Raw genomic sequence first — 22763 nt, 5'->3', positions numbered from 1 at the left:
CCGTCCGGCCTGCCCGGTCAGGGCCGACCGTGTCCCGGGGGCGCCGGGACCGGGCCGGCGGCCTTGAAGGTGTGCAGCACGGGGGCGGACTCCAGTGCGGTGATCTCCGGGACGGCTCCCAACTGCCGGGTCATGTACCGGTGGAGGTCCGCCGGGTCGGTGCACAGGGCGAGGGCGGCGAGGTTGCTCGGGCCGGTGGTGGCGGCGACGAACGCGAGTTCGCGGTGGGTGGCAAGGGCGCGGCCGACGCGGTCGAGGTGGGCGGGGGCGACGCGCAGCCAGAGCAGTGCCTGCATGTCCGCGCCGAGCAGCCGGGGATCGAGTTCCACGTCGAGGAACACCGTGCCGTCCGCCCGGAGTTCGGCGAGCCGACGGGCGACGGTGGCCGGGGTGCGGCCGGTCGCGGTGGCGAGGTCTCCGAGGGGCGTACGGCCGTCCCGGTGGAGCGCGCGGAGCAGGGCGGGGTCGGTTTCCTCCGGTCCGCCGGGCGGGCCGCTCACGGTGGTCGGACGGAGCCGGGCCTGCTGTTCTTCGCTGAGCGCCTCGGTACTGACCGGCCAGGCGGACGGACCGCCCCGGTAGGTGTGCAGCAGGCAGTGGGCGGAGACGTCGGTGACGGCGGCGGTGCGGGGGATGTCGCGCAGCAGCAGGCCGTGGCCTTCGGGTCCGGGGCCGGTGTCGACGATGGCGGTGATCTCGGTGCCGCCGGAGGTGAGCTTCACCCAGGCGGTGTCGGCGCGCCGGACCAGCGCCTCGGCGAGGTTCCGGGCGGTGTGCGGCCCGGTGGTCAGCCGCAGTAGCCACTGCGCTCGTCCGGCCCGGTGCGGGTCGGCGAGCCCGATCACCCGCAGCCCGGCCTCGGCCCGCAGCCGCCGGTAGCGGCGCGCGACGGTCTGCGGGGAAACGCCGAGGACGGCGGCGATCCGGTTGAACGGGGCGCGCCCGTCGACGCGCAGGGCGTGGACGAGCGCGCGGTCGAGGTCATCGAGCATGGGTGGGTTCCCGGTCGTCGGACACACCGCCTGATTCTGCCGGGTGCGGTTCTGCCGTGTCCGGTCCTGCTGTGTTTGGTCCTTCCGCGTCCGGTCCTGCCGTGTCCGATTCCCCGGCGTGGGTGGTGGCGCGGGCGGTATGAGAGCCGCTCATATGAGAGCGGCTCATGAGCCCTCCCGCCACCGCGACAGCCGCCAGCACCCCCACGGTCACCCAGCAGGCGCGCTGCGCGCCGGCGGCGTCCGGGGCGGCCAGGTAGATCCGCCCGAGCACCGCGACGCCGAGGGTGGAGCCGAGCTGCTGCACGGCGTTGAGCAGGCCCGCCGCCGAGCCGGTCTCCTGTGGCCGCAGCGGCTGCAGGGCGGTGGTGAAGAAGGCGGGCGTGAACAGTCCCTGCCCGAGCCCGACGACGGCGAGCGCGTACGGCAGCGCCTCCGGCCGCTCGCCCGTCCGGTAGGCGCCGACGGCGGCCACCACCCCGACTGCCATGACCGCCACCCCGGCGGGCATCACCCGCGCCCCGTACCGCCGGACCAGCGAGGAACCCGCCCACAGGGAGCCGACCGCCAGCCCGGCCGACATCGGCAGCAGCGTCAGGCTGGAGGCCAAGGCGTCGGCGCCGCTGCCGAGTTGGAGCTGCAGGATGACGACCAGGCTGAGCCCCGTAGTGGCGGCGAACGCGAGCGCCAGGGCGAGCAACGCGGCCGGGAACCGCACGGAGGTGAACAGGCTCGGCTCGACCAGGGTGTCGCGGCCGCGCCGGCCGCCGCGCCGCTGGTGGACGGCGAACGCCACCGCGACGACGGCCCCGACGGCCGTCCACACCAGCGGCGTGCTGCCGGTGGCCAGCAGCGGCAGTACGACCAGTCCGGTGGCGAGTGCCGCGAGCGTGCTGCCGGCTGGGTCGAGGCCCGGTCGGCGCGGGGCGCGGTCCTCGGTGAGCAGCGAGGCGAGGGCGAGGACGGCGAGTGCGAGCGGGAGGTTGACCAGGAACACCGCGCGCCAGGAGGAGCCGAACAGGTCGGCGTGGGTCAGCACCCCGCCGAGCACCGGTCCGGCGATCGCCGCGAGCCCCATCACCGGACCGATCGTGCCGAGCGCCCGGGCCGTCTCCGGGCCCCGGAACATGGCCTTGATCAGGCCGATGGTCTGCGGCACGATCACGGCCGCCGCCGCACCCTGGACGGCCCGGAAGGCGAGCAGCGCGCCGAGCGTGGGCGCGCAGGCGCAGGCGAGCGAGGCGAACAGGAAGCCCGCCACCCCGATCCGGAACACCCGTCGGCGCCCGGCCCGGTCGCCGATCCGCCCGCCGGTGAGCAGCAGGACGGCGAACGGCAGGGTGTAGGCGGTGGTGAGCCAGGGCACGGCGGCGGCCGGTCCGCCGAGGTCGGCGCGCATCCGGGGCGCGGCGACCTGCACGATCGTCGCGTCCAGCAGGTTCATCGCCTCGGCGGTGAGCAGCGCGCAGAGCGCCCACCAGCGGTGCGGGTGTACGGGGACCGGCTGCTCGGGCATTGGGTGCCCGGGCGGCAGGGGCAGCGGCTGTGCGGACAACAGGTCCTCCCTCGGGTGTACGGCCGGAATGCCGTCACCCTCCGGCCGTACACCCGCACCGACCAGCCACCGCCGCCCGGATCGGCAGAAAGTTCCACCGACCCCGCCCTCGGCGCCGAAAAACTCCACTCAGCCCGACGCGACCGCCAGGGCCTTGCCCTTCGTCATCGCTCCCACTCCCGCGAGCAGCCCGCTGACCGCCGGGGACCACGGTCGGCCCGCCGGGCCGGTGAGCGTGAGCGTCCGGTGGACGGCGGGCCGGATCGGGACCAGCACGCACTCGGCTGGGAGCATGGGCAGCGCCAGCGCGGGCATCACCGAGACCCCGACGCCCGCGTTCACCATGCCGATCAGGGTGTTGAGGTCGCGGATCCGGTGCCGGGGCGTGAAGCGGGTGCCGGCCCGCCGGTAGGCCTCCCGGATGTGGCGTTCGCAGCCGCCCTCGGAGAGCAGGAAGTCGTCGTCCTCCAGCTCGGTCACGTGGACGGTCTCCTGCCCGGCGAGCGGGTGGTCGCGGCGCAGCAGCGCGTGCATCGAGTCCGCGCCGAGGGGGACCGCCCCGGGCTGCGGCGGCCCGGCGTCCACCAGGACGGCGGCGTCCACCATGCCGGCCTCCAGCCAGGAGGTCAGCTCGGCGTCCTCGCCTTCGAAGACCCGGACGGTGACCTGCGGGTACGCCGCCTTCCAGTCCCGCAGCAGCCCGGGCAGCAGGGCCTGGCAGACGGTGGTCGGCGCGGCCAGCCGGACGGTGCCGGTCAGGCCGCCGGTGTGCTGGGTGGCGACGGTGCGTACGGCGGCGGCGGAGGCGACCGCGGTCCGGGCGTGCGGCAGGACCTGCTGGCCGAGCGGGGTCGGCCGGCACGGGATGCCGCGCAGCAGGACGGGCGCGTCCAGGACCCGCTCCAGGGCGGCGACCGCGTGCGAGACGGCGGACTGGCTGAGCCCCAGCTCGTCGGCGGCCGCGCCGAAGCTGCCGGTGTCGGCGACCGCGACCAGCGCCCTGAGCTGAGCCAGGTTCACCTCCGCGGTCATCGGACGTCCTGGAGCGTGTGACCTGGGGACATGAGACTTCCTCATCCACATCGGACTGCCACTTGTTGGACTCATGCTCGGCCGCCCGGCCACCCTCTGTCCAGACGGAGGGAACACCGGAGGGATACGGGGATGGTTGCGGCGCGGCGCTGGTTGCCGGGTTTTGTGGCACTGTCGGCGATTTGGGGTGCGAGCTTCGCCCTGATCAAGGTGGCGGTCGACGCGGGGGTGCCCCCGGTCTGGGTGGCGCTGTGGCGGTGCCTGCTGGGTGCGGTCACCTTGGGGGCCGTCATGGTGCTGCGCGGTGAGAAGCCCCCGCGCGACCGTGCGCTGTGGGTGCACTCGGCGGTGGTCGCGGTGCTGCTCAACACCGTGCCGTTCATCCTGTTCCCGTTCGGCGAGACCAGGGTCAGCTCGGTGCTCGCCGGGGTGATGAACGCGACCACTCCGCTGTTCACCCTGCTGTTCGCGGTGCTCACCGTGCCCGAGGAGCGCCGCCCCGGCGCCCGTCGGCTCACCGGCCTCGCCCTGGGGTTCGTCGGCGTGCTCACCGTGCTCGGGGTCTGGCACGGCATCGGCTCCGGCGAGGCCGCCGGGGGCCTCGCCTGCCTGGCCGCCGCCTGCTGCTACGGAGCGGGCTTCGCCTACCTGCGGCGCTTCCTGTCCGGTCGGCCGGAGTCGGTCACCGTCCTGTCCGCGCTCCAGATCGGCAGCGCCGCCGCAGAGTTGGCTGTCATCGCGCCGATCGCCGCGGGCGCTCCGCACTGGCCCGGGGCCGGCCCGGCCGCCGCCCTGCTGGCCTTCGGCGTCGTCGGCACCGGCCTGGCGTACCTGCTCAACCTCGGGGTGGTCCGGACCGCGGGCACCACGGTGGCCTCGGCCGTCACCTACGTGATGCCGCTGTGGTCCACCGCGATCGGCGCGCTGTTCCTCTCGGAGCCGGTCGGCTGGAACGCGCTGGCCGGTGGCGCCCTGGTGATCGCGGCCGTGGCACTGACCCGGCCCCGCCCCCGGACCTCGACCGGCACGGCGGACCAGGCCCCGAAGGCGTGCCAGCCCGTCGCTTAGGGCGCGCGCCGCCCCGACAACGGCACGTACGAAGATGCCACGCATGGGGATCTCCCTCCCCTAACGGCCCCTCCAGGACAAGCCGGTGGGAACCGGGCTGATCGGACAGCGGCATTCGTACCCGATCTGACGTTCGGTGTCCACTGAATTACGGAATGTCTTCGGCGCCCGCTATGGTGGCCGGGTGGTGAGGTCGTGGGATGCGGCGGTGGAGCGGGCACAGGACCGGCTGGCGGCGGGGCAGCGGCTGAGGGCCGCCGGGGAGGGGGACGAACGGCGGTTCGCGCGCTGGGACCTGGCGTCGCTGGTGGAGGGCGAGCTGGGTGAACTGGTGGACCCGGACGGGCTGGCGCCGCCGGCGGAGCGCCGCTGGCGCGAGCGGCTGGGGGAGAGCGGTCGGGAGTGGCCCGGCGGGGAGCTGTACCGCCGCCGGTACTGGATCCGGGACGACCACGACGGCGTCGTGGGCACCGTCGCGGTGGACAACTGGACCAAGGGCCCGGGCCAACTCGCCGTCTCCTCCCTCTACCTGAGCCCGGCCGCGCGCGGGCGCGGGCTGGCGGCCGCCGCGCTGGACGAGGTGTACGAGGCAGCCACCTCCGAAGGTCTGCCCGGGTTCCGGCTGGAGGCGCACTGGACCTGGCAGCCGGCCATCCGCTACTACCTGCGCCGCGGGCTGTGGGCGGTCGGCTGGAAGCGCTCGCTCTCGCTCGCGCGGATGCCTCAACTCCCCTCCTACCGGGTGTGCGAGGAGGACGGGCGGCTGCTCCTGCTGGTCGCCGACCGGCTGCGCGGATGGGTGCCGATACTGACCGCCGGCCGGGACGGCCGCTGGCTGCGCCTGGACGAGACGGCCGACTACCGGGGTGCCGACGGCTGGGTGCACGAGTACGCGCGCTCGACGCTGGCCCTGCACCTGGCGCTGGCGGGCTTCCCGCTGGTGCGCGGCCCGCAGTGGTGGGCGGAGGCGTGGCGCTGGTCGGACGCCGGTGAGCCGGAGGGACTGGCCTACCGGATCGAGGAGTTCGAACGGGCCGCCCGCCGCCCGGTGTCCTCCCCGTACCGTCCGGTGTCCGTGCCTGTTCCCCAGGACCGGGGATCGGGTCCTGCGGAGCAAACCGCGGTGCCGTCACCGCAGCTGGCAGACTCGGGGGATGGCTGAGATCGAGATCGACGGCGCCCCCGCCGACCCGGCGCGGCTGGCCGCGCTGGGGCTGCTCAACTACGGGCACTTCACCACCCTGCGCGCCGAGGCGGGCCGAGTCCGTGGCCTGACGCTGCACCTGGACCGGCTGGTCCGGGACTGCCGCGCGCTGTTCGCCGCCGAACTGGACCGGGCGGCGGTGCGGGAGCGGATCCGCGCGGTGCTGCCCGCCGACGGCACGCCGGTGATCGTCCGGGTCACCGTCTACGACCCGGCGCTCGGCCTGGAACGCCCCGCAGCTCCCGCCACGCCCGCCCTGCTGGTCACCACCCGCCCGGCCGCCGCGGCCGAGCCCGCCCCGCTGCGGGTGCGGACAGCGGCGTACCGGCGGGAGCTGCCGGAAGTGAAGCACGTCGGCCTGTTCGGTCTGGTCCACCACCGGCGCCAGGCCCAACTCGCGGGCTACGACGACGTGCTGCTGGTCGACCCGGACAGCCGGGTGACCGAGGGCGCGACCTGGAACGTCGGCTTCCTGGACGACGACAAGCTGGTCTGGCCGGAGGGCCCGAGCCTGCCCGGCGTCACCGAGGCCCTGCTGTCAGGGGCGTACCGGGGCCCGCAGTCCCGTGAGCCGCTGCCCGCCACCGGCCTCGACCGCTTCACCGCCGCCTTCGCCGTGAACGCGGGCATCGGGGTGCGGCCGCTGGCCGCCGTCGACGACACCGCCCTCGACCCCGCCCACCCGGTGCTCGCCGAACTGCGCGCCACCTACCTCGGGATCGCCGCCGAACCGGTGTAGGGATAACCCCACCCCCGGTCCGCCGGTGACCTCCATGGTTCGGCGGGCCCGGTCTTCCTAGCGTGGAGCACGTTGACGACGAGCGACGCAGCACCGAAGGAAGGCCCCTCCATGGCACGCCGCCACGACCGCCGCAGGACCGACGAGCGCGGGACCGATCCGTACGGCGGCACTCCGTACGCCGCCGAAACGTACGCCGCCGGAACGTACGCCGCCGATCCGAACGACCGCGGCCCGAACGGTACGGGGCGGATCGGCGCGCCGCAGCCGGCCCCGGCGATCGAACTGCGAGGCGTGCGCCGCACCTACGGGCGCGGCGAGGCGGCGGTGCAGGCGCTGCGCGGCATCGACCTGGCGCTCGCCCGCGGCAGCTTCACCGCCGTGATGGGCCCGTCCGGCTCCGGCAAGTCCACCTTCCTGCAGTGCGCGGCGGGACTGGACCGCCCGGACGCCGGGGAGATCCGGCTCGGCGGCGAGGAGATCACCGCGCTGAGCGAGAACCGGCTCACCAAGCTGCGCCGCAGCCGGATCGGCTTCGTCTTCCAGTCCTTCAACCTGCTGCCCTCGCTGAGCGTCGAGCAGAACGTGCTGCTCCCGCAGCGGCTCGCCGGGGAGCGCCAGGACCGCGCCCGGGCACGGGAGTTGCTGGAGAGGGTCGGCCTCGGACAGCACGCCCGGAGGCGGCCCGGACAGCTTTCCGGCGGCCAGCAGCAGCGGGTCGCGATCGCCCGCGCACTGATCACCCGTCCGGACGTGGTCTTCGCCGACGAGCCGACCGGCGCGCTGGACACCCGCACCGCGCACGAGGTGCTCGGCCTGCTGCGGCAGGCCGTGGACTCCCTGGGCGCGACCGTCGTGATGGTGACCCACGACCCGGTGGCCGCCTCCTTCGCCGACCGGGTGCTGTTCCTTGCCGGCGGCGCGATCGTGGACGACCTGCCGCACCCCGGCCCGCAGGCCGTCGCCGACCGGATGGTCGCGCTCACCGCCCACCCCGTGGGAGCGGCGGCATGACCAACGGACTCGCGCGCGCCTCGGTGCGCTTCCGGCCCGCCTCCTTCGTGGGCACCCTGGTCGCCCTGCTGCTCGGCGCCGCCGTCGTGACGGCCTGCGGCGTGCTGCTGCAGACCGGTCTGACCGCGAGCCTCAAGCCCGTCCGGTACGCATCGGCACCCGTGGTGGTCGCGGCCGAGCAGACGGTGAAGATCCAGAAGAAGGTCGGCGAGGACACCGAGACCCAGGAGCAGGCCACCCCGGAACGGGCCCGGACGGACGCCGCGCTGGTGGACCGGCTGACCGCCCTGCCCGGGGTCGCGGCCGCCCGGCCGGACACCGCGTTCCCGATCACCGCCGCGGCCGGTACCCAGGGACTGAGCGGCACTTCGGCCCTGACCGGTCGGGGCTACGCCGCGCTCGGCATCGCCGGACCGGCGGACAGGCTGGCCGAGGGCCGCGCACCCGGCGCGAACGAGGTGGTGCTGGACGCCGACACCGCGCGCGCCGCCCATCTCACGCCCGGCGCGAACCTCACGCTCACCGCGCCCGGCGGCACCGCGAGCTACCGGGTCTCCGGTCTCGCCGCTGCCCAGGCGGCCGGCCCCACCGCCTGGTTCGCCGACGCCACAGCCGACCGCCTCTCCGGCCACCCCGGCCGGATCGACGCCATCGCCGTCCAGCCCCGCGAGGGCGTGACCGTCGCCGCACTCGCCTCGCAGCTCCGCCAAGCCGTCGGCGGCGGGGCGAAGGTCTTCACCGGAGACGACCGTGGTGCCGTCGAACACCCCGCCCTCGGCGAGGCCCGGACCATGCTGATGGGCATCGGCGGCACCTTCGGCGGCTACGCCACCATGACCGCGATCTTCGTCGTGATGAGCACCGTCGCCCTCGCCACCGGCCAGCGCGCCCGCGAGTTCGCCCTGCTGCGCGCCGTCGGTGCCACCCCGCGCCAGATCCGACGCACCATCGCCGCCGAGGCGGTGCTGGTCGCCCCGGCCGCAGCGGCGCTCGGCATCCTGCCCGGACTCGCCCTCGCCCGCTGGTGGTTCGGCCAGTTGGCCGAACGCGGCGCCGTCCCCGAGGGCATCCGCCTCGACATCGGCCCGCTGCCGATGCTCGCCGCCGTCCTCACCTGCACCCTCGCCGCGCTGACCGCAGGCTTCCTGGCCGCCCGCCGCCCCTCCAAGCTGCGCGCCGGCCAAGCGCTCGGCGAGGCCGCCGTCGAGACACCCCGCCCGGGCAAGGTACGCACCGTCCTCGGGCTGCTCTTCGCGGCCGGCGGCATCGCGGTCGCCGCCGTCGCCGCCACCCTGGACGGCGGCAAGGCCGCCGAGACCGCGCTCGGCGTGGTCATGTGCTTCATGCTCGCCGTCGCCTTGCTCGGGCCCTGGGTGGCCCGGATCGCCGCCGTCGTGCTCGGCGCCCCACTGCGGGTGGGCGGTGCGTCCGGCTCGCTGGCCGCCGACAACACCCGTGCAAACGCCCGCCGACTGGCCTCCGCGATCACCCCGATCGTCCTGGTCACCGCCTTCTGCGGCACCCTGCTGATCCTGCAGAGCACCCTGCGCCACACTACCGGTGAGAACGTCCGGGCCGGCGTCACCGCCGACCACGTGATCGGCTCCACCGGACCCGGTCTTCCTGCCGGGACCGCGGAGCGGGCGGCGAAGGTGCCCGGCGTGGAAGCCGCCGTCGGCGTGCTGCGCACCGGCCTGGTCCTCGAGAGCGGAGGCCGACTGGGCTCCGCCCCCGCGCTCGGCGTCGACGGCGACCCGGCCCGGCTGCCCGAGGTGCTCGACCTGGGCGTGCGCAGCGGCTCGCTCGCCGACCTCGGCCGCGCCACCGACACCATCGCCCTGAGCACGTCCCTCGCCGACGCCCTGAACGCGGAGGTCGGCGACCGTGTCCCGCTGCGGCTCGGCGACGGCACCCCGGTGCGGCCCGCCGTGGTCGCCGTGTACGACCGCGGGCTCGGCGTCGCCCAGGCGGTGCTGCCCCGGGCGGCCGTGGCCGCGCACGTCACCGCCGGGTACGACAGCCAGGTGCTGGTCGCCGACATGCCGGGCGCCGACCGTACGGCGGTGGCCGCCGGACTGGACGCGCTGACCGGGACGGCGGCGACCGGGGCGACGGTGACCGGGGCGAGCGTGACCGACCGGGCCGGGTTCGTCGCCCAGGCCGACAAGGACATGGAGCTGAGCGGCTGGGCCAATACGGTGATGGCCGGCGTGCTCGGCGGGTTCGCCGCCGTCAGCGCTGCCAACACCCTGGTGATGACGGTGCTGGACCGGCGCCGCGAGGTCGCGCTGCTGCGACTGGCCGGCACCACCCGGCGCCAGGTGCGCGGCATGATGCGCTGGGAGGCGCTGCTGGTGGCCGCGACCGGGCTGGGGGTCGGCGCGGTGATCGCCTGGATCACGCTGGTGCCGGTCACCCGGGGCGTCGCCAACGCCTCCCCGTACGTCCCGCCGATGCTCGCCCTGCCGCTGGCCGCCGGAGCCGTGCTGCTCTGCCTCGGGGCGACCGGGCTGCCCGTCCGTGCGCTGCTGCGGACCCGGCCGGTGGCGCTGGGGGCGGCGCGACAGTAGGAGGGGGGTGAGGTGAGGGGACCTCATGGGGGTGGGGCATGTGAGCAGCTCATGAGCCGGGCCATGAAGGGAGCTCATGAGGCGGGTGAGCCATGAGGGGAGCTCATGGGGCGGGCGGGTCATGAGAGGACCTCATGGAGGAACCCCGCCTCCCCATGAGAGGAGCTCATGAGGCAGGCCCGTGAGAGCAACTCATGCGGCACCGGGCACCGGCACCGGCACCGGCGCCGGACCGCGGAGCACACGAGGGATGCCTGTGAGGAGTACTCACGGGCATCCCTCGTCCGGGTGACAGAGGCGGTCCCAGCAGGCGCAACGGGGTAACCGGAAGGCTCAAACACCGTTACTGGAGCTGATCGTGATGTCGGATCAGCTACGCTCTCGCCCGCCCCTCACCCCGCCCCTCACCCACGCCCCTGTCCCCCACTCCCGTCCCTCACCCCGGCCCGCCATCCGACCGCCGAAGCAGAGAGTAGCCCGACATGAGCAGTCCCCCTGCCGCCCCCGCGTCCCGCCGGCCGCTGATCCTGCTGCGCACCACCGCCACCGCGCTGGCCCTGCTGGTCCTGCTCCAGGTCATGCTCGCCGGAAGCTTCCTCAACGGCACCTACGACTCCCTGAAGGACCACGAGGACAACGCGACGACGCTGGCCACCGTGGTGGTGCTCCAGCTGGCGGTGGCCGTCGCGGTGCGGTGGCCCGGCCGGGGCCCGCTCTGGCCGCTGTGGACCACCCTCCTGCTCGCCGTCGCGGTCGTCGGCCAGATCGCCGCCGGCTACGCCCGGGCGCTCGGCGTGCACGTCACCCTCGGCGTGCTGCTGGTCAGCGGCATCCTGTTCGGCCTGGTCGGCGCCTGGCGGCTGCCGCTGCCCGCCCGGGCGGGACTGCCCGAGGCGAGCCCGGACGGCGGCGGCCGGCTGCCGCGCCCCGGCGGGCCGGTGGAGGTGGCCAAGTGAACCGGCGCCGGTTCCTGGGCATCGGCGCCTCCGTCCTCGGCGCGGGAACGCTGGCCGCCGTCGCCGTCCCCTCGGCCGCCCTGCTGCTCGCCGAGGGCCGCCCCGGGCGGCTGCTGACCAGCGACCTCGACCTGCCCGACGCGTTCCGGGTGCCGCTGCCGGTGCCTGCCGTGCTGAAACCGGTGCGCACCGACGGGACCACCGACTACTACGAGATCACCCAGCAGGTCGCCAAGCTGGAGATCCTGCCCGGCGTGAAGACCGAGGCCTGGACGTACGGCGGAAGCTTCCCCGGCCCGACCGTGGTCACCCGCACCGGGCGGACGGCGGTGGTCAAGCACCGCAACGAGCTGCCGGTGCCGTCCGTCACCCACCTGCACGGCGGGCACACCCCGGCGGACAGCGACGGCTACCCGGCCGACCTGCTGCTGCCCGTCGGGTCGTCGGCGGACGCCGCCCAGAGCGGGTCCGGTATGCAGACGGGGATGGCGGGCATGCCGGGGATGGCAGGCATGCCGGGCAGGGCCGGGATGAGCCACACGGCGGGCCGCAGCGTCGTCGGCGAGCGCAGCTACACCTATCCGGGCAGGCAGCGCGCCGCCACCCTCTGGTACCACGACCACCGGATGGGCTTCACCGGCCCCGCCGTCTGGCGCGGGCTGGCGGGCTTCCACCTCGTGCACGACGACGAGGAGGACGCCCTGCCGCTGCCGCGCGGCGAGCGCGACCTGCCACTGATGATCGCCGACCGCACCTTCGCCGCCGACGGCTCCTTCAGGTACCCCTCCGCTGACCCCGCGCTCGGCGAGCCCGGCGTCACCGCCGCCTACGCCAACGGCGTGCTCGGCGACGTCATCCTGGTCAACGGCGCCCCCTGGCCCCGGTTGGACGTCGACCGCGCCCGGTACCGGCTGCGCCTGCTCAACGCCTCCAACGCCCGTCTCTACCGGCTCGAACTCGACCCGCAGCCCCCCGGCGGCGACGCCCTCGTCCAGATCGGCTCCGACGGCGGCCTGCTCGCCGCCCCGGTCGCCCACGACGGGATCGAGATCGCCCCCGCCGAACGCTTCGACGTCGTGGTCGACTTCGCCCGCTACCTGCCCGGCACCCAGGTGCGCCTGGTCAATCGCTTCGGCAGCGGCCGCACGGCCGAGGTGATGCGCTTCGACGTCTCCTCGAAACCGGTGAACGACGACGCGACGGTGCCCGACAAGCTCGCCACCGTCGAGGCCCTGGACCCCGGCGCCGCTGTCGCCACCCGCGACTTCTCCTTCCGCCGCAGCCGCAGGGACGGCTGGATCATCAACGGCGAGCCCTACCGACCCGGTCAGAACATCGCCGCACCCGCGCTCGGGGCGGTCGAGCGCTGGCGCTTCTCTTCGGACCTGCACCACCCCGTGCACGTCCACCTCGACCACTTCCAGGTGATCGGTCGCAACGGCGCCGACCCGGGCCCGTACGACGCGGGCTGGAAGGACACCGTGGACCTGCGCCCGGCCGAGGCGGTGGAGGTGCTGGTGCGGTTCACCGACTACCCGGGGGCGTACATGCTGCACTGCCACAACCTGGAGCACGAGGACATGGCGATGATGGCGGACTTCACGGTGCAGTGAACCCGTCGAACAGTGACCCGGTGCGCAGTGACCCATTGCGCAGTGACCCATTGCGCAGTGACCCGTTGCGAAGTGACCGTCGCGCAGCGGTCCGTCGCACGACGGTCGGTCACACGGCGATCCGGCGAGCTGTCATCCGCTCGGTTTCACCCGGACGGCTGAGTGCCGGCGGGCGTACGCTGCGCCCTCCGGCACTCGTGTCCTAGCGTCGCGGGGAGGGGCACCCGCGGGCTCCCGGCGTCGCGGGGTGGACCCGCCGACGGACGGAGCCGCCGCATGACCACTCCCGCCGAACGCCGCCGCCGCGGCAAGGCCGCCCGCAAGCGCGTCTCCCGTTCCGACCACGGCCGGTGGATCCCCGCCGCCGACCGGCCCGACCCGCTCGCCGTACTGGAACGGCAGGCGGAGGACCGGATCGTCCGGCTGCTGCCGATCCGCTACGGGCGGATGGCCGACAGCCCCTTCGGCTACCTGCGCGGCGCTGCCGCCGTGATGGCCGCCGACCTCGGAGCCGTCCCCGACACCGGCCTCACCGTCCAGCTCTGCGGCGACGCCCACCTGTCGAACTTCGGCGTGTACGCCTCGCCGGAACGCGCCCTGCTCTTCGACGTCAACGACTTCGACGAGACCTATCCCGGCCCCTTTGAGTGGGACGTCAAACGCCTCGCCGCCAGCGTCGCCGTCGCCGCCCGCGACAACGGCGAGGACGAGCAGCGGGTGCGCCGCGCCGCCCGTACCGCCGTCGAGGGGTACGCGGCGGCGATGCGGTGGCTGGCGGGCCTCGGCGAACTCGAGGTCTGGTACAGCCGGGTGGACACCGCGCAGTTGCTGCCGATGCTGCGCAATCCCCGGCAGCGCAGGCGCGCCGAGGCCGAGCTCGCGCACGCCCGGCGCCGGACCAGCCTGCAGGCCTTCGACAAGCTCACCGAGGAGCGGGACGGGCGGCGCCGGATCATCAGCGCGCCGCCGCTGGTCGAACCGCTGAAGAAGAACGAACTGCACAGCATCGGACAGGTGTTCAGCGACTACCGGGCCACCCTCGCGGAGGACCGGCGGGTGCTGCTGGACCGCTACCGCTTCGTGGACGCGGCCACCAAGGTGGTCGGCGTCGGCAGTGTCGGCACCCGCTGCTTCATCGTCCTGCTGGAGGGCCGGGACGGTCACGACCCGCTGTTCCTGCAGGTCAAGGAGGCCGGCCGGTCGGTGTTGGAGGACCACCTGCCGCCCGCCCGGGTGGACGCCGAAGTCTCCTCCCACCACGGCGGCCGCCGGGTGGTCACCGGCCAGCACCTGATGCAGGCCGCCAGCGACATCTTCCTCGGCTGGACCACCGGCCCCGCCGGGCGCCACTTCTACGGCCGCCAACTGCGGGACATGAAGGGTTCGGTGGAGGTCGGCGATCTGAAGCCCTCCGGTCTGCGCGCCTATGCCGACCTCTGCGGCCGCACCCTCGCCCGCGCCCACGCCCGCACCGGCGACCGCCTCGCCATCGCCGGCTACCTCGGCAGCGCGGACACCTTCGCGGAGGCGGTCGCCGAGTTCGCGGTGCGGTACGCGGACCGGACGGAGGTGGATCACGGGGAGCTGACGGCGGCGATCGCGGCGGGGCGGATCACCGCGACCCGGGGAGTGTGAGGTCCGCCAGGCACTCCAACTGCTCCCGCTGTTCCCTCAGTTCGAGCGCTCCGAGACGGGCCACCAGGTGTCGGGCACCTGCTGCCGCGTACCGGGCGAGCTTGGCGGCGACCTCCTCCGCCGTGCCGAGCGCGAAGGCCTGGATCCGCTCCGTCTCGGCCAGTGGCAGGCCGTAGTTGGCGCGGGTGTAGGCGTCCATGGCCCGACGGGCCGCCTCCGTGTCGCGGTCGATCCGGACGTTGACGAAGAGCGCGGGGGTGACGGCCTCCGGTGCGCGTCCGGCCTGTCGCGCCGCCGTCCGGACGGAGTCGAGCCCGGCGGCGTAGTCGGCCGGGTCCGGCGGGTAGGGCAGCCAGCCGTCGTAGTGGCGGCCGGTGCGGGCCAGCGCTGCCGGGGTCGCGCCGCCGAGCCAGAGCGGCGGCCCGTCGGCGCGGAACGACGCGGTGGCGGGCGGGAGTTCGTCGAAGGAGTGGAACTCGCCGTGGAACTCCTTCGCGCCCGACCAGATCGCCCGCCACAGGGCGACCGTCTCGTCCAACCGGGCGAAACGGCGCTCCCACGGCACCTGGGACAGTTCGTGCAGCGGGCGGCCGAAGCGCCCCGGGAAGCCGGCGCCGACGGCGACCGTCAGCCGGCCGCCGGAGAGCTGGTCCACCGAGGCCAGTGTCTGCGCGGTCTGCACCGGGCGGCGCAGGACCGGCAGCAGCGCGCCGGTGCCGAGCCGGATGCGTTCCGTCACCGGGGCGACGGCCGCCAGCATGGTGAGCGGTTCGATCCGCGGGCTCAGCAGCGAGTCGTTGACGAACAGCGAGGAGAATCCCAACTCCTCGCCGCGGCGGGCGAACCCGATGAGATCGCGGGGGCTGTGGGCGGCCCATTGGTCCTGGCCGGTGGGGAGGAAGACGCCGATGTCCATGGCATCGAGGCTGGCAGCCGCGGTGCATGGGCTCAATTCCCGCCGGGGAATGGCGCACTGCGCGTCTTGCGGGTTGGCTGGTGGCGTGGACTTCCCCCAAGCGCTGCGAGAGCGCCGAACCAGCCGCCGCCTCAGCCAGCTCGACCTCGCCACCCGGGCGGGCACGACCCAGCGGCACCTGAGCTTCATCGAGTCGGGGCGCTCCGCACCCGGCCGGGGCATGGTCGTCCGGCTCGCCGAATCGCTGGACCTGTCGCTGCGGGAGCGCAACGAGCTGCTGCTGGCCGCCGGTTACGCCCCCGTCTACCCGGAGACGCCGCTGGACGGGCCGTCGCTCACGACGGTGCGCGAGGCGATCGGCCACATCCTGGCCGGCCACCTCCCGTACCCGGCCCTGGTGGTAGACCACCAGGGCGACGTGGTGGCTGCCAACGCCGCCCTGGACGTGATCACCGAGGGCGCCGACCCGCGGCTCGTGGGTCCCGGCACCAACGCCTACCGGCTCGCCCTGCACCCGGACGGCATCGCCCCGCGCATCCTCAACTTCACCGCCTGGGCCCGCCACATCGTCGAGCGCACCCGTCACCTCGGCGAGCTGAACGAGGAGTTGAGCTCATACGTACCCGAAGTGGAGGTGGGCGAGCAGCACTTGGGCTTCGCCGTACCGCTGGAGCTGCGCACCTCGCTCGGCGAGCTGCACCTGATGACCACGGTCACCACCTTCGCCACCGCCGTGGACGTCACACTCGCCGAGCTGAAGCTGGAGGCCTTCCTACCGGCGGACGCGGCGACCGCCGAGGCACTGCGGGGCGCGGCCGCTCGGAGGCCGGCCCAGGGCTCGGCCCACGACCCGATCCAGGGCTTGGCTCAGAGTCCGGGGAACTGATAGTCGGCGGTGATCCGGCCGTCGGCGTCCAGGACGACGAACTCCTCGCCGCCGCCGACCGGTTCGCCGTCGGCCACGGACACCATCTCCCAGGTGAAACGGACGACGTCCCGCAGCCGCACGGCGTCCGGCCGGGCGCGGAAGGTGAACTCGCCCGGCGCCACGAACTCCTCGTAGCCGCGGGCGACTCGGAACTCCAGCTCCTCGTATCCGCGCGCCTCGAGGACGGGCTCCGCGAAGCCGACCCGCGCGGCCGCCTCGCGGGCCTCGACGGGCGGGTGCAGGAGATGCACGCCGCCCTCGGCCCACAGCTGCTCGACCGCCTTCCGGCGCGCCGCGGCGTCGGGCTCGGTCCACAGCGCGGCGTAACGGTCGGCGAGCTGCTGGGCACTGGTGGTGGTGCTGGTGGCGCTGGTGGCGCTGGTGGTGCTGACGGTGGTCACGGTGGAGTCCTCCGGGGTGTGGCCGATCTCGGTGCCACCATCCTCCGAGCGGCCCGGCGGCCAGACAATTCCCGCCGGGGAATGGCCGGTTGGCAGTGGCACCGCGGCTCCGGACGCTCCCCGACCGGTGGTCGCCGCCGGTACCGGGACTTTTCCGCTTGCCCGAGCGGGCCGGGTGCCGTTGGGTTGGCCGCATGAACGAACCGCTGAACCGATCGCTGAACGCACCGCTGGACGAACTGCACACCGATCGGCTGCTGCTCCGCCGCTGGCGGGAGTCCGACCTCGCCCCGTGGGCCGCGATGAACGCCGACCCGGAGATCCGCGAGCACCTCGGAGGCCCGCTCACCCGTGAGCAGAGCGATGCCTCGGTGGCGCGCTTCGAGGCGGCGATCGAGCGGCGCGGGTACGGCTGGCTGGCCGTCGAGGTGCGGGAGAGCGGCGAGTTCATCGGTTTCGTGGGACTGGACGACATCGGGGAGACGGACCCGGTCGACGGCGTCGAGATCGGCTGGCGTCTGGCCCGCTCCGCCTGGGGCCACGGCTACGCCACGGAGGCGGCGCGCGCCGTCCTCGGGTACGGCTTCGACACGCTCGGCCTCCTCGAGGTCCTGGCCATCACCACCGCCGCCAACCACCGTTCCCAGGCGGTGATGCGCCGCCTCGGCATGTCCCACGACCGCGCCGAGGACTTCGACGACCCCGCCGCCCCGGACGGACCGCTGCGGCGCAACGTGGTCTTCCGCCTGCGCCGGGAGGACCGGCTGTCCTAGGGCCACGAGGTAGACGGGGAAGGGCGGTGGGGGCCGTCGGGAGTGGGGGGCGATGAAGCTTCGAGGCAGGATCGGCGGCATCCTGGCCGGCAGTGTGCCCTGCTGCCGCTGCTCGTCTGCGTCGTCGGGCACTGGGAGTCCCGCAGCGGCGGGCGCGCGACGGTGGCCTACACCCTGAACCGGCCTGTCCCGCTGATCGGCGTGTCTGCCGTCCTGTTGCTGGCCGCGGTCTGCGCCCGTCGGCGGTGGGACCTCGTCGGCCGTCTGACGGCGGGGGTCGGGGTCGTCGTGCTGCTGGGAGTGCTGGGTGCCTTCGTCGTCCGGCCGGTCTCCGGGGAGACCTCCCACGAGACCCGGACGAGTTCTCCGGCGCGGACGGACCAGGTCCTGGTCGTGGTCCACCACGGCGATCCGGGCGAGGAGACGGAGGCGCAGTACCGGAGGATCAGGCTGGAGTCCGGCAGCGGCCTGTCCGCCCGCCGGTGGCACGTCCTCGACCTGCCGGAGGGGTTCCCGGGCGAGGGGGCGTTCGTGTCGGCGGACTGGACCGACGCCGGCCACATCCGCATCAGTACCGACACCGGCTTCCGCGTGTTCGGCATCGATCCCGGCACCGGCGAACCGACCCTCACCGAGAGCGTCGGCCGCGTGAAGACACTGGAGGGGGTAGGCCGTGGCTGACGCGGCGTTCGCCGCCGAGGCGGAGCGGGCCTGGCAGGACTTCCTGCACTGGTGCGGGTCGGCGGAGCAGGCCGGGGATCGGTCGCTGCGGCTCCTGATCGAGGCGGCCGCCGACGAGCCGGTGTTGCGGGCGCTGTGTCCCTGGATCTCCATGAGCAGCCTGAGCGTCTCCACCTCGACGGACTTCCGGGTCTGGGGCGGCGAGGGGTTCCCCGCCCTCGTGGCGTGGCACGGCGAGTTCACGGTGCTGGAAGGGCCCGGACGGGAGAACCGCGTACTGCTGGAGGCCGATGACCGGGCGCTGGCCGTCGCCTACCTGGCCGACTGGCTCCGGGCACACCGGGGCTGAACTGCGGGACCGGCCCTGGGGAGTTGTCAGTGGGGTGTGCAAGGGTGGTCCCATGCTGGCGATCACGGTGCAGACGAACGACGGGAAGCGGCGCTCCAGGCTGAGTGCGGACGAGCTGGCGGGGCTGGTCCGGCGCATCGGTGCGGAGCACGACCGCTTCCTCGTCGTGGAGCGGATACCGGACCTGCCGGACGTGTACATCCAGGTGTGGCACGGCGGCGAGGACTACACGCTGGAGCACCGCGACGGCTCCGCCCAGCGGCACTACGAGGTACGGCTGGACGGTCCCGAACCGGTGGCCGAGGCGATGACGGCCTGGGCGCGCGGCGAGGCGGGCTGGGGCGACGGGCTGGACTGGCAGGCGCTCGACATGGGCCCGGCGTCGGAGCCCGTACCGCCGCTGGAGTTGGGCGCCGAGGAGCGGCAGGACTTGGAGGACCGGCTGCGGCTGACGCTGGCCTGCGGCTACACCGACCGGGCCCGGCTCGCCGAGGAGGCCGAGGACTACCTGGTGTCGGGCGAGCGCCGCCCGCTCTCGCGCGCCCAGGCCGAGCAACTCGCGGACCGGCTCTGGCTGGAGCGCGTCGGCGAGCAGACCGGCTGGATCGGCGAGACCGACCCGGAACGCCTCGCCCGTGCCTTCGCCGCCCTGGAGGCGAGCGGCATCACGGCCCGGGAGGACTTCACCTGCTGCCGCTCCTGCGGCGAGGCCGAGATCGGCGCCGCCGGCGAGCCGGACGCCCGCGGCTTCGTCTACTTCCACTCCCAGTGCACCGAGTCCGCCGCCGCCGGACACGGCCTCTCCCTGCTCTACGGCGGCTTCGACGGCTCCCCGGCGACCACCGTCGCCATCGGCCACGAGGTGGTCGCCGCGCTCACCGCCGTCGGCCTGCCCACGGTCTGGAACGGTGACCCGTCGCACGCGGTCGAGATACGCCCCCTGCTCTGGCGCCGCCGCCTGGGCGGGTGACCGGGCCGTCCGGACCGCCCGAACCGCCGTCTTCCCCGGGGACCCATGAGGGCGCTCGGTGCCGTCCGGCGGCGGTCGGCAGTGGTCGGCCTTGGTTGACGGAACGGGGGAGCAATAGGCCGCAGGGCGGCAGATGATCGTGGTTGCCGCGGAACGGGCGTGAGGAAGGAAGTCGGGAAGTGAGCGACGACGTCCTGTCGGTGATCCCGGCGGACCCGTACTGGCAGCCGGAGCGGACGGCGGCCGAACGGGCCGTGGCGATGGTCGCCGGGTTGGTCGGTGCGGATGGCGATGCCGAGGTGGAGGTCGGCTGGTACGAGCGGCCGACGGTGGTCGACTGCGGGGAGAACCTGGAGCGGATCGGGTGCCCGCACTGCGGTGGCGCGATCGCGCCGCAGTGGTGGGCGGACTTGCTCGAGGAGCATGCGGAGGACGGCTTTGCGACGCTCGCGGTGACGGTGCCGTGCTGCGGTACCGCCACCACGCTGGACGTGCTCGGCTACGACTGGCCGTGTGGCTTCGCCCGGTTCGAGATCGAGGTGTGGAACCCGGAGCTCCTCTGGTTCGAGCAGGCGGAGCTGGAGGCGGTCGCCGCCGTGCTCGGCCGCCCGGTGCGGCAGATCAGGGCGCACCTGTGAACTGGTGACCTGTGACCTGGTGATCGATGGCCGCGGCCGTGGTCCGGCCGGCTGACCGGACCGGTCAGTCGGTCAACCTGTCACTGGGTCGGACCACGGCCTCGGGGCTTCACGGCACCAGGAGGCGCAGGGCGTTCCGCTTCACCGCCACCTCGACGGGCAGGGGTGCGATGAACTCGCCGTCGGCGTAGGCGGTGATGCCCAGGGACTCGATGCGCAGGGACTCGGTGCGCAGGGTGGTGACCTCGGGGCGGGTGGTGTGGGTGCCCTTGAAGAGGGTGGGGAAGAACCGGGCGATGCGCAGGCGGGGCATGGCGTCGACGAGGGTGACGTCGAGCAGGCCGTCGTCGGGGAGGGCGTCGGGGCACATGAGCATGCCGCCGCCGTAGCTGCGGGTGTTGCCGACGGCGGCGAGGGTGAGGTCGCGTTCGATGACGGTGCCGTCGGCGAGGGTGATCCGGAACGGCAGCGGGCGCAGGTTGGCGAACTCGACGAGGATGGCGAGGTTGTAGCGCATCCGGCCGCGCGGCCAGCGCAGGCGGTTGGTGCGGTCGCTGACCAGGGAGTCGAAGCCGGTGGCGAGGATGGAGCCGAACCAGCGCTCGGCGCCGTCCGGGCCGGTGACCCGGCCGAGGTCGACGGTGCGGGCCCGGCCGGCGGCGATGATGTCGGCGGCGGCTTCGGGGGCGTCGAGCGGCAGGCCGTACGCGCGGGCGTGGTCGTTGCCGGTGCCGGCCGGTATGACGCCGAGCGGGACGGGGGTGCCGGCGAGGGCCTGCAGGGCGAGGTTGATCATGCCGTCGCCGCCGACCACGGCGACCGCGTCCACGCCGTCCGCGGCCGCCTGGCGGGCGAGGCGGACGGCGTCCTCGGCGGAGCGCCCGGCGTGCGGTTCGGCGTCGATGCCGAGGGCGCGCAGCCGGGCGACGGCCCGCCCGGCGGCGGGGCCGGAGTGGCCGGCTCCCGCCGCCGGGTTGGCGAGGACGACGACCCGGCGGACGGTTCGCGGCCCGCCCTCCCCCTGAGGCCCGCCCTCCCCATGAGCTTGGCTCATCTCCCCGGGGGCGTCATGAGGTCCGCTGCTCCCATGAGGTCCGCTCATTCCATGAGGTCCGCTCATGGGATCAGCTTGCCCGGGTTGAGGATGCCTGCCGGGTCGAGCTCGGCCTTGACGGCGCGCAGGATGCGGACGCCCAGGTCGCCGACCTCGTCGGTCATCCAGGGCCGGTGGTCGGCGCCGACGGCGTGGTGGTGGGTGATGGTGCCGCCCGCGCCGATGATGGCGTCCCCGGCGGCGCGCTTGGCGGCGCCCCAGCGGGTGAGCGGGTCCTCGCCGAGGGCGGCGACGACGGTGAAGTAGAGCGAGGCGCCGGTCGGGTAGACGTGCGAGATGTGGCAGAGCACGAGCGCGCCGGGCAGGGCGGTGGTCAGCGCCTCGGTGACGGCGACCCGCAGGGCGGGCAGCCGGCTCCAGCCGGTCGCCGTCTCCAGGGTCTCGCACAGCGCGCCGGCGCTGAGCAGCGAGTCGCGCAGGTAGGGCGCGTTGAACCGGCCGTGCTCCCAGGCGCGGGCGGGGGCCTCGCCGAGCGAGGTGGCACCGGCGGCGAGCAGCACCTCGCGGGTGGCGCGGTGCCGGGCGGCGACCTGCTCGGCACTGCCCTCGAAGACGGTGACGGCCAGGCAGCCGCTGACCGCCGGGGCGCCGCCGATCTGCTCGGTCATGGCGAGGTTGACCATGGTCTCGGCTTCGTCGGAGAGCCGGATCACGGTCGGGCCGGTGCCCTGTTGCTCGACGGCGCGCAGCGCCGCCGTTCCGGTGGCGAAGTCGGGGAAGCTCCAGGCCTCGTACGCCTTGACGGCGGGCAGCGGGTGGACGCGCAGCCGGACGGCGGTGATCACGCCGAGGGTGCCCTCGGAGCCGAGGAAGAGCTGGCGCAGGTCGGGCCCGGCGGCGGAGGCGGGGGCGCGGCCGAGGTCGAGCACCCCGACGGGGGTGACGACCCGCAGGCCGCGCACCATCTCGTCGAAGCGCCCGTACCCGGCGGAGTCCTGTCCGGAGGAGCGGGTGGCCGCGAAGCCGCCGATGGTGGCGTAGCGGAAGCTCTGCGGGTAGTGGCCGAGCTCCCAGCCGCGCTCGGCGAGCAGTGCCTCGGCGGCGGGGCCGGTGAGGCCGGCGCCGAGGACGGCCTCGCCGGAGGTCTCGTCCAGGTCGAGCAGCTGGTCGAAGCGGCGCAGGTCGAGCGAGACGACGGCGTCGAGGCCGCCGCGCTCGGGGTCGAGGCCGCCGACGACGCTGGTGCCGCCGCCGAACGGTACGACGGCGATGCGGCGCTCGGCGCACACCGCGAGGACGGCGGCGACCTCCTGCTCGCTGCCGGGCAGCACGACGGCGTCGGGCGCGTCCTGCGGCTCGCGGCTGCGGCGGCGCAGCAGGTCGGGGGTGGACTTGCCGCCGGCGCGCGGCAGGCGGTCGGCGTCGGCGGCGCTGACGTGGGCTTCTCCGACGGCGTCGGCGAGTGCCTTGAGGTCCTCGGCGGAGATCCGGGACGGGCGCAGCACGACCTCGTCGGGGCCGGGGCCGGGGGCGGCGTCGCCGGTGACGCCGAGGGCGGCGGCGAGCAGTCCCTTGACGTCGGAGGACAGCTCCTTGGCCAGGGCCGGGTCGCCCCAGGCGTCCCACTTCATCGGGGGGAGCGGAAGCGCGGCGCCCGCCGGTCCCGCTTGCGTCT

The 22763-nt window shown here is 74.5% G+C and carries 21 protein-coding genes; 14 read left to right on the top strand and 7 right to left on the bottom strand.

Annotation, left to right across the window (positions count from 1 at the left end):
• Nucleotides 1-17: 17 nt before the first annotated feature.
• The 3 genes from ACZ3TI_RS22740 to ACZ3TI_RS22730 all read right to left on the bottom strand — a co-directional run bounded on the left by ACZ3TI_RS22740 (nucleotide 18) and on the right by ACZ3TI_RS22730 (nucleotide 3579).
• Nucleotides 18-992, bottom strand: a complete 975-nt coding sequence (locus ACZ3TI_RS22740) for an Lrp/AsnC family transcriptional regulator (protein ID WP_465728921.1) — start codon at nucleotides 990-992, stop codon at nucleotides 18-20.
• Nucleotides 982-2547, bottom strand: a complete 1566-nt coding sequence (locus ACZ3TI_RS22735) for an MFS transporter (RefSeq protein ID WP_465728919.1) — start codon at nucleotides 2545-2547, stop codon at nucleotides 982-984. Before ACZ3TI_RS22735 ends, ACZ3TI_RS22740 begins: the two co-directional genes overlap by 11 nt.
• 129 nt (nucleotides 2548-2676) lie before the next feature.
• Complete coding sequence (locus ACZ3TI_RS22730) at nucleotides 2677-3579, bottom strand: LysR family transcriptional regulator (protein WP_465728917.1); 903 nt, start codon at nucleotides 3577-3579, stop codon at nucleotides 2677-2679.
• 132 nt (nucleotides 3580-3711) lie between these two features.
• On the opposite strand from ACZ3TI_RS22730, the gene ACZ3TI_RS22725 reads away from it, so the two are divergent.
• The 8 genes from ACZ3TI_RS22725 to ACZ3TI_RS22690 all read left to right on the top strand — a co-directional run bounded on the left by ACZ3TI_RS22725 (nucleotide 3712) and on the right by ACZ3TI_RS22690 (nucleotide 14378).
• Nucleotides 3712-4647 carry a DMT family transporter gene (locus ACZ3TI_RS22725; protein WP_465728915.1) on the top strand — a complete coding sequence of 312 codons (936 nt, stop codon included), beginning with the start codon at nucleotides 3712-3714 and terminating at the stop codon, nucleotides 4645-4647.
• A gap of 187 nt (nucleotides 4648-4834) precedes the next feature.
• Nucleotides 4835-5809, top strand: coding sequence for a GNAT family N-acetyltransferase (locus ACZ3TI_RS22720; protein ID WP_465728913.1), 975 nt, complete (start codon nucleotides 4835-4837; stop codon nucleotides 5807-5809).
• Nucleotides 5802-6590 (top strand): aminotransferase class IV, encoded by a 789-nt coding sequence (locus tag ACZ3TI_RS22715; RefSeq protein ID WP_465728911.1) that lies wholly within the window; start codon nucleotides 5802-5804, stop codon nucleotides 6588-6590. The genes ACZ3TI_RS22720 and ACZ3TI_RS22715 overlap by 8 nt, the downstream gene beginning before the upstream one ends.
• Before the next feature lie 111 nt (nucleotides 6591-6701).
• Nucleotides 6702-7604 carry an ABC transporter ATP-binding protein gene (locus ACZ3TI_RS22710; protein WP_465728909.1) on the top strand — a complete coding sequence of 301 codons (903 nt, stop codon included), beginning with the start codon at nucleotides 6702-6704 and terminating at the stop codon, nucleotides 7602-7604.
• The gene (locus tag ACZ3TI_RS22705) at nucleotides 7601-10174 is read left to right on the top strand and encodes an FtsX-like permease family protein (RefSeq protein ID WP_465728907.1); all 2574 of its coding nucleotides are present in this window, start codon (nucleotides 7601-7603) and stop codon (nucleotides 10172-10174) included. Before ACZ3TI_RS22710 ends, ACZ3TI_RS22705 begins: the two co-directional genes overlap by 4 nt.
• 482 nt (nucleotides 10175-10656) lie before the next feature.
• Nucleotides 10657-11130, top strand: coding sequence for a hypothetical protein (locus ACZ3TI_RS22700; protein ID WP_465728905.1), 474 nt, complete (start codon nucleotides 10657-10659; stop codon nucleotides 11128-11130).
• Nucleotides 11127-12743, top strand: a complete 1617-nt coding sequence (locus ACZ3TI_RS22695) for a multicopper oxidase family protein (protein WP_465728903.1) — start codon at nucleotides 11127-11129, stop codon at nucleotides 12741-12743. Before ACZ3TI_RS22700 ends, ACZ3TI_RS22695 begins: the two co-directional genes overlap by 4 nt.
• A 276-nt stretch (nucleotides 12744-13019) precedes the next feature.
• Complete coding sequence (locus ACZ3TI_RS22690) at nucleotides 13020-14378, top strand: DUF2252 domain-containing protein (protein ID WP_465728901.1); 1359 nt, start codon at nucleotides 13020-13022, stop codon at nucleotides 14376-14378.
• On the opposite strand, the gene ACZ3TI_RS22685 is transcribed toward ACZ3TI_RS22690, so the two are convergent.
• Complete coding sequence (locus ACZ3TI_RS22685; protein WP_465728899.1) at nucleotides 14356-15294, bottom strand: LLM class flavin-dependent oxidoreductase; 939 nt, start codon at nucleotides 15292-15294, stop codon at nucleotides 14356-14358. The genes ACZ3TI_RS22690 and ACZ3TI_RS22685 overlap by 23 nt on opposite strands.
• Before the next feature lie 85 nt (nucleotides 15295-15379).
• On the opposite strand from ACZ3TI_RS22685, the gene ACZ3TI_RS22680 reads away from it, so the two are divergent.
• Complete coding sequence (locus tag ACZ3TI_RS22680) at nucleotides 15380-16180, top strand: helix-turn-helix domain-containing protein (RefSeq protein WP_465728897.1); 801 nt, start codon at nucleotides 15380-15382, stop codon at nucleotides 16178-16180.
• Here ACZ3TI_RS22680 and ACZ3TI_RS22675 read toward each other — a convergent pair.
• Nucleotides 16162-16623, bottom strand: a complete 462-nt coding sequence (locus ACZ3TI_RS22675) for a hypothetical protein (protein ID WP_465728895.1) — start codon at nucleotides 16621-16623, stop codon at nucleotides 16162-16164. The genes ACZ3TI_RS22680 and ACZ3TI_RS22675 overlap by 19 nt on opposite strands.
• 230 nt (nucleotides 16624-16853) lie before the next feature.
• Here ACZ3TI_RS22675 and ACZ3TI_RS22670 point away from each other — a divergent pair, with 230 nt between their 5' ends.
• The 5 genes from ACZ3TI_RS22670 (at nucleotide 16854) to ACZ3TI_RS22650 (ending at nucleotide 20034) form a co-directional block, all read left to right on the top strand.
• On the top strand, nucleotides 16854-17396 hold the full coding sequence (locus tag ACZ3TI_RS22670) for a GNAT family N-acetyltransferase (RefSeq protein ID WP_465729136.1): 543 nt from the start codon (nucleotides 16854-16856) through the stop codon (nucleotides 17394-17396).
• A 201-nt stretch (nucleotides 17397-17597) separates the two neighbouring features.
• The gene (locus ACZ3TI_RS22665; protein WP_465728893.1) at nucleotides 17598-18077 is read left to right on the top strand and encodes a hypothetical protein; all 480 of its coding nucleotides are present in this window, start codon (nucleotides 17598-17600) and stop codon (nucleotides 18075-18077) included.
• Entirely contained in the window at nucleotides 18070-18426 is a 357-nt protein-coding gene (locus ACZ3TI_RS22660) for a DUF6193 family natural product biosynthesis protein (protein WP_465728891.1), read from the top strand. Before ACZ3TI_RS22665 ends, ACZ3TI_RS22660 begins: the two co-directional genes overlap by 8 nt.
• Before the next feature lie 52 nt (nucleotides 18427-18478).
• Nucleotides 18479-19396 (top strand): DUF6891 domain-containing protein, encoded by a 918-nt coding sequence (locus tag ACZ3TI_RS22655; RefSeq protein ID WP_465728889.1) that lies wholly within the window; start codon nucleotides 18479-18481, stop codon nucleotides 19394-19396.
• A gap of 179 nt (nucleotides 19397-19575) precedes the next feature.
• On the top strand, nucleotides 19576-20034 hold the full coding sequence (locus ACZ3TI_RS22650; RefSeq protein WP_465728887.1) for a hypothetical protein: 459 nt from the start codon (nucleotides 19576-19578) through the stop codon (nucleotides 20032-20034).
• Nucleotides 20035-20143: 109 nt separating this feature from the next.
• Here the strand turns inward: ACZ3TI_RS22650 and ACZ3TI_RS22645 are convergent, their stop codons facing one another.
• The gene (locus tag ACZ3TI_RS22645; protein ID WP_465728885.1) at nucleotides 20144-21088 is read right to left on the bottom strand and encodes a diacylglycerol kinase; all 945 of its coding nucleotides are present in this window, start codon (nucleotides 21086-21088) and stop codon (nucleotides 20144-20146) included.
• A gap of 62 nt (nucleotides 21089-21150) precedes the next feature.
• On the bottom strand, nucleotides 21151-22719 hold the full coding sequence (locus ACZ3TI_RS22640) for an FAD-binding oxidoreductase (protein ID WP_465728883.1): 1569 nt from the start codon (nucleotides 22717-22719) through the stop codon (nucleotides 21151-21153).
• Nucleotides 22720-22763: the final 44 nt, after the last annotated feature.

It is taken from the genome of Kitasatospora sp. NPDC023120 (assembly GCF_055560835.1).
Note: the sequence above shows the minus strand (reverse complement) of the source record. Positions and strands in the feature narration are given on the sequence as shown.

Excerpts from the sequence above, each read along its gene's own strand:
- ACZ3TI_RS22725 (WP_465728915.1), top strand. The coding sequence starts at position 3,712 with ATGGTTGCGGCGCGGCGCTGGTTGCCGGGTTTTGTGGCACTGTCGGCG.
- ACZ3TI_RS22655 (WP_465728889.1), top strand. The coding sequence starts at position 18,479 with ATGCTGGCGATCACGGTGCAGACGAACGACGGGAAGCGGCGCTCCAGG.
- ACZ3TI_RS22730 (WP_465728917.1), bottom strand. The coding sequence starts at position 3,579 with ATGACCGCGGAGGTGAACCTGGCTCAGCTCAGGGCGCTGGTCGCGGTC.
- ACZ3TI_RS22640 (WP_465728883.1), bottom strand. The coding sequence starts at position 22,719 with ATGAAGTGGGACGCCTGGGGCGACCCGGCCCTGGCCAAGGAGCTGTCC.
- ACZ3TI_RS22685 (WP_465728899.1), bottom strand. The coding sequence starts at position 15,294 with ATGGACATCGGCGTCTTCCTCCCCACCGGCCAGGACCAATGGGCCGCC.
- ACZ3TI_RS22710 (WP_465728909.1), top strand. The coding sequence starts at position 6,702 with ATGGCACGCCGCCACGACCGCCGCAGGACCGACGAGCGCGGGACCGAT.
- ACZ3TI_RS22715 (WP_465728911.1), top strand. The coding sequence starts at position 5,802 with ATGGCTGAGATCGAGATCGACGGCGCCCCCGCCGACCCGGCGCGGCTG.
- ACZ3TI_RS22705 (WP_465728907.1), top strand. The coding sequence starts at position 7,601 with ATGACCAACGGACTCGCGCGCGCCTCGGTGCGCTTCCGGCCCGCCTCC.
- ACZ3TI_RS22645 (WP_465728885.1), bottom strand. The coding sequence starts at position 21,088 with ATGAGCCAAGCTCATGGGGAGGGCGGGCCTCAGGGGGAGGGCGGGCCG.
- ACZ3TI_RS22740 (WP_465728921.1), bottom strand. The coding sequence starts at position 992 with ATGCTCGATGACCTCGACCGCGCGCTCGTCCACGCCCTGCGCGTCGAC.
- ACZ3TI_RS22690 (WP_465728901.1), top strand. The coding sequence starts at position 13,020 with ATGACCACTCCCGCCGAACGCCGCCGCCGCGGCAAGGCCGCCCGCAAG.
- ACZ3TI_RS22700 (WP_465728905.1), top strand. The coding sequence starts at position 10,657 with ATGAGCAGTCCCCCTGCCGCCCCCGCGTCCCGCCGGCCGCTGATCCTG.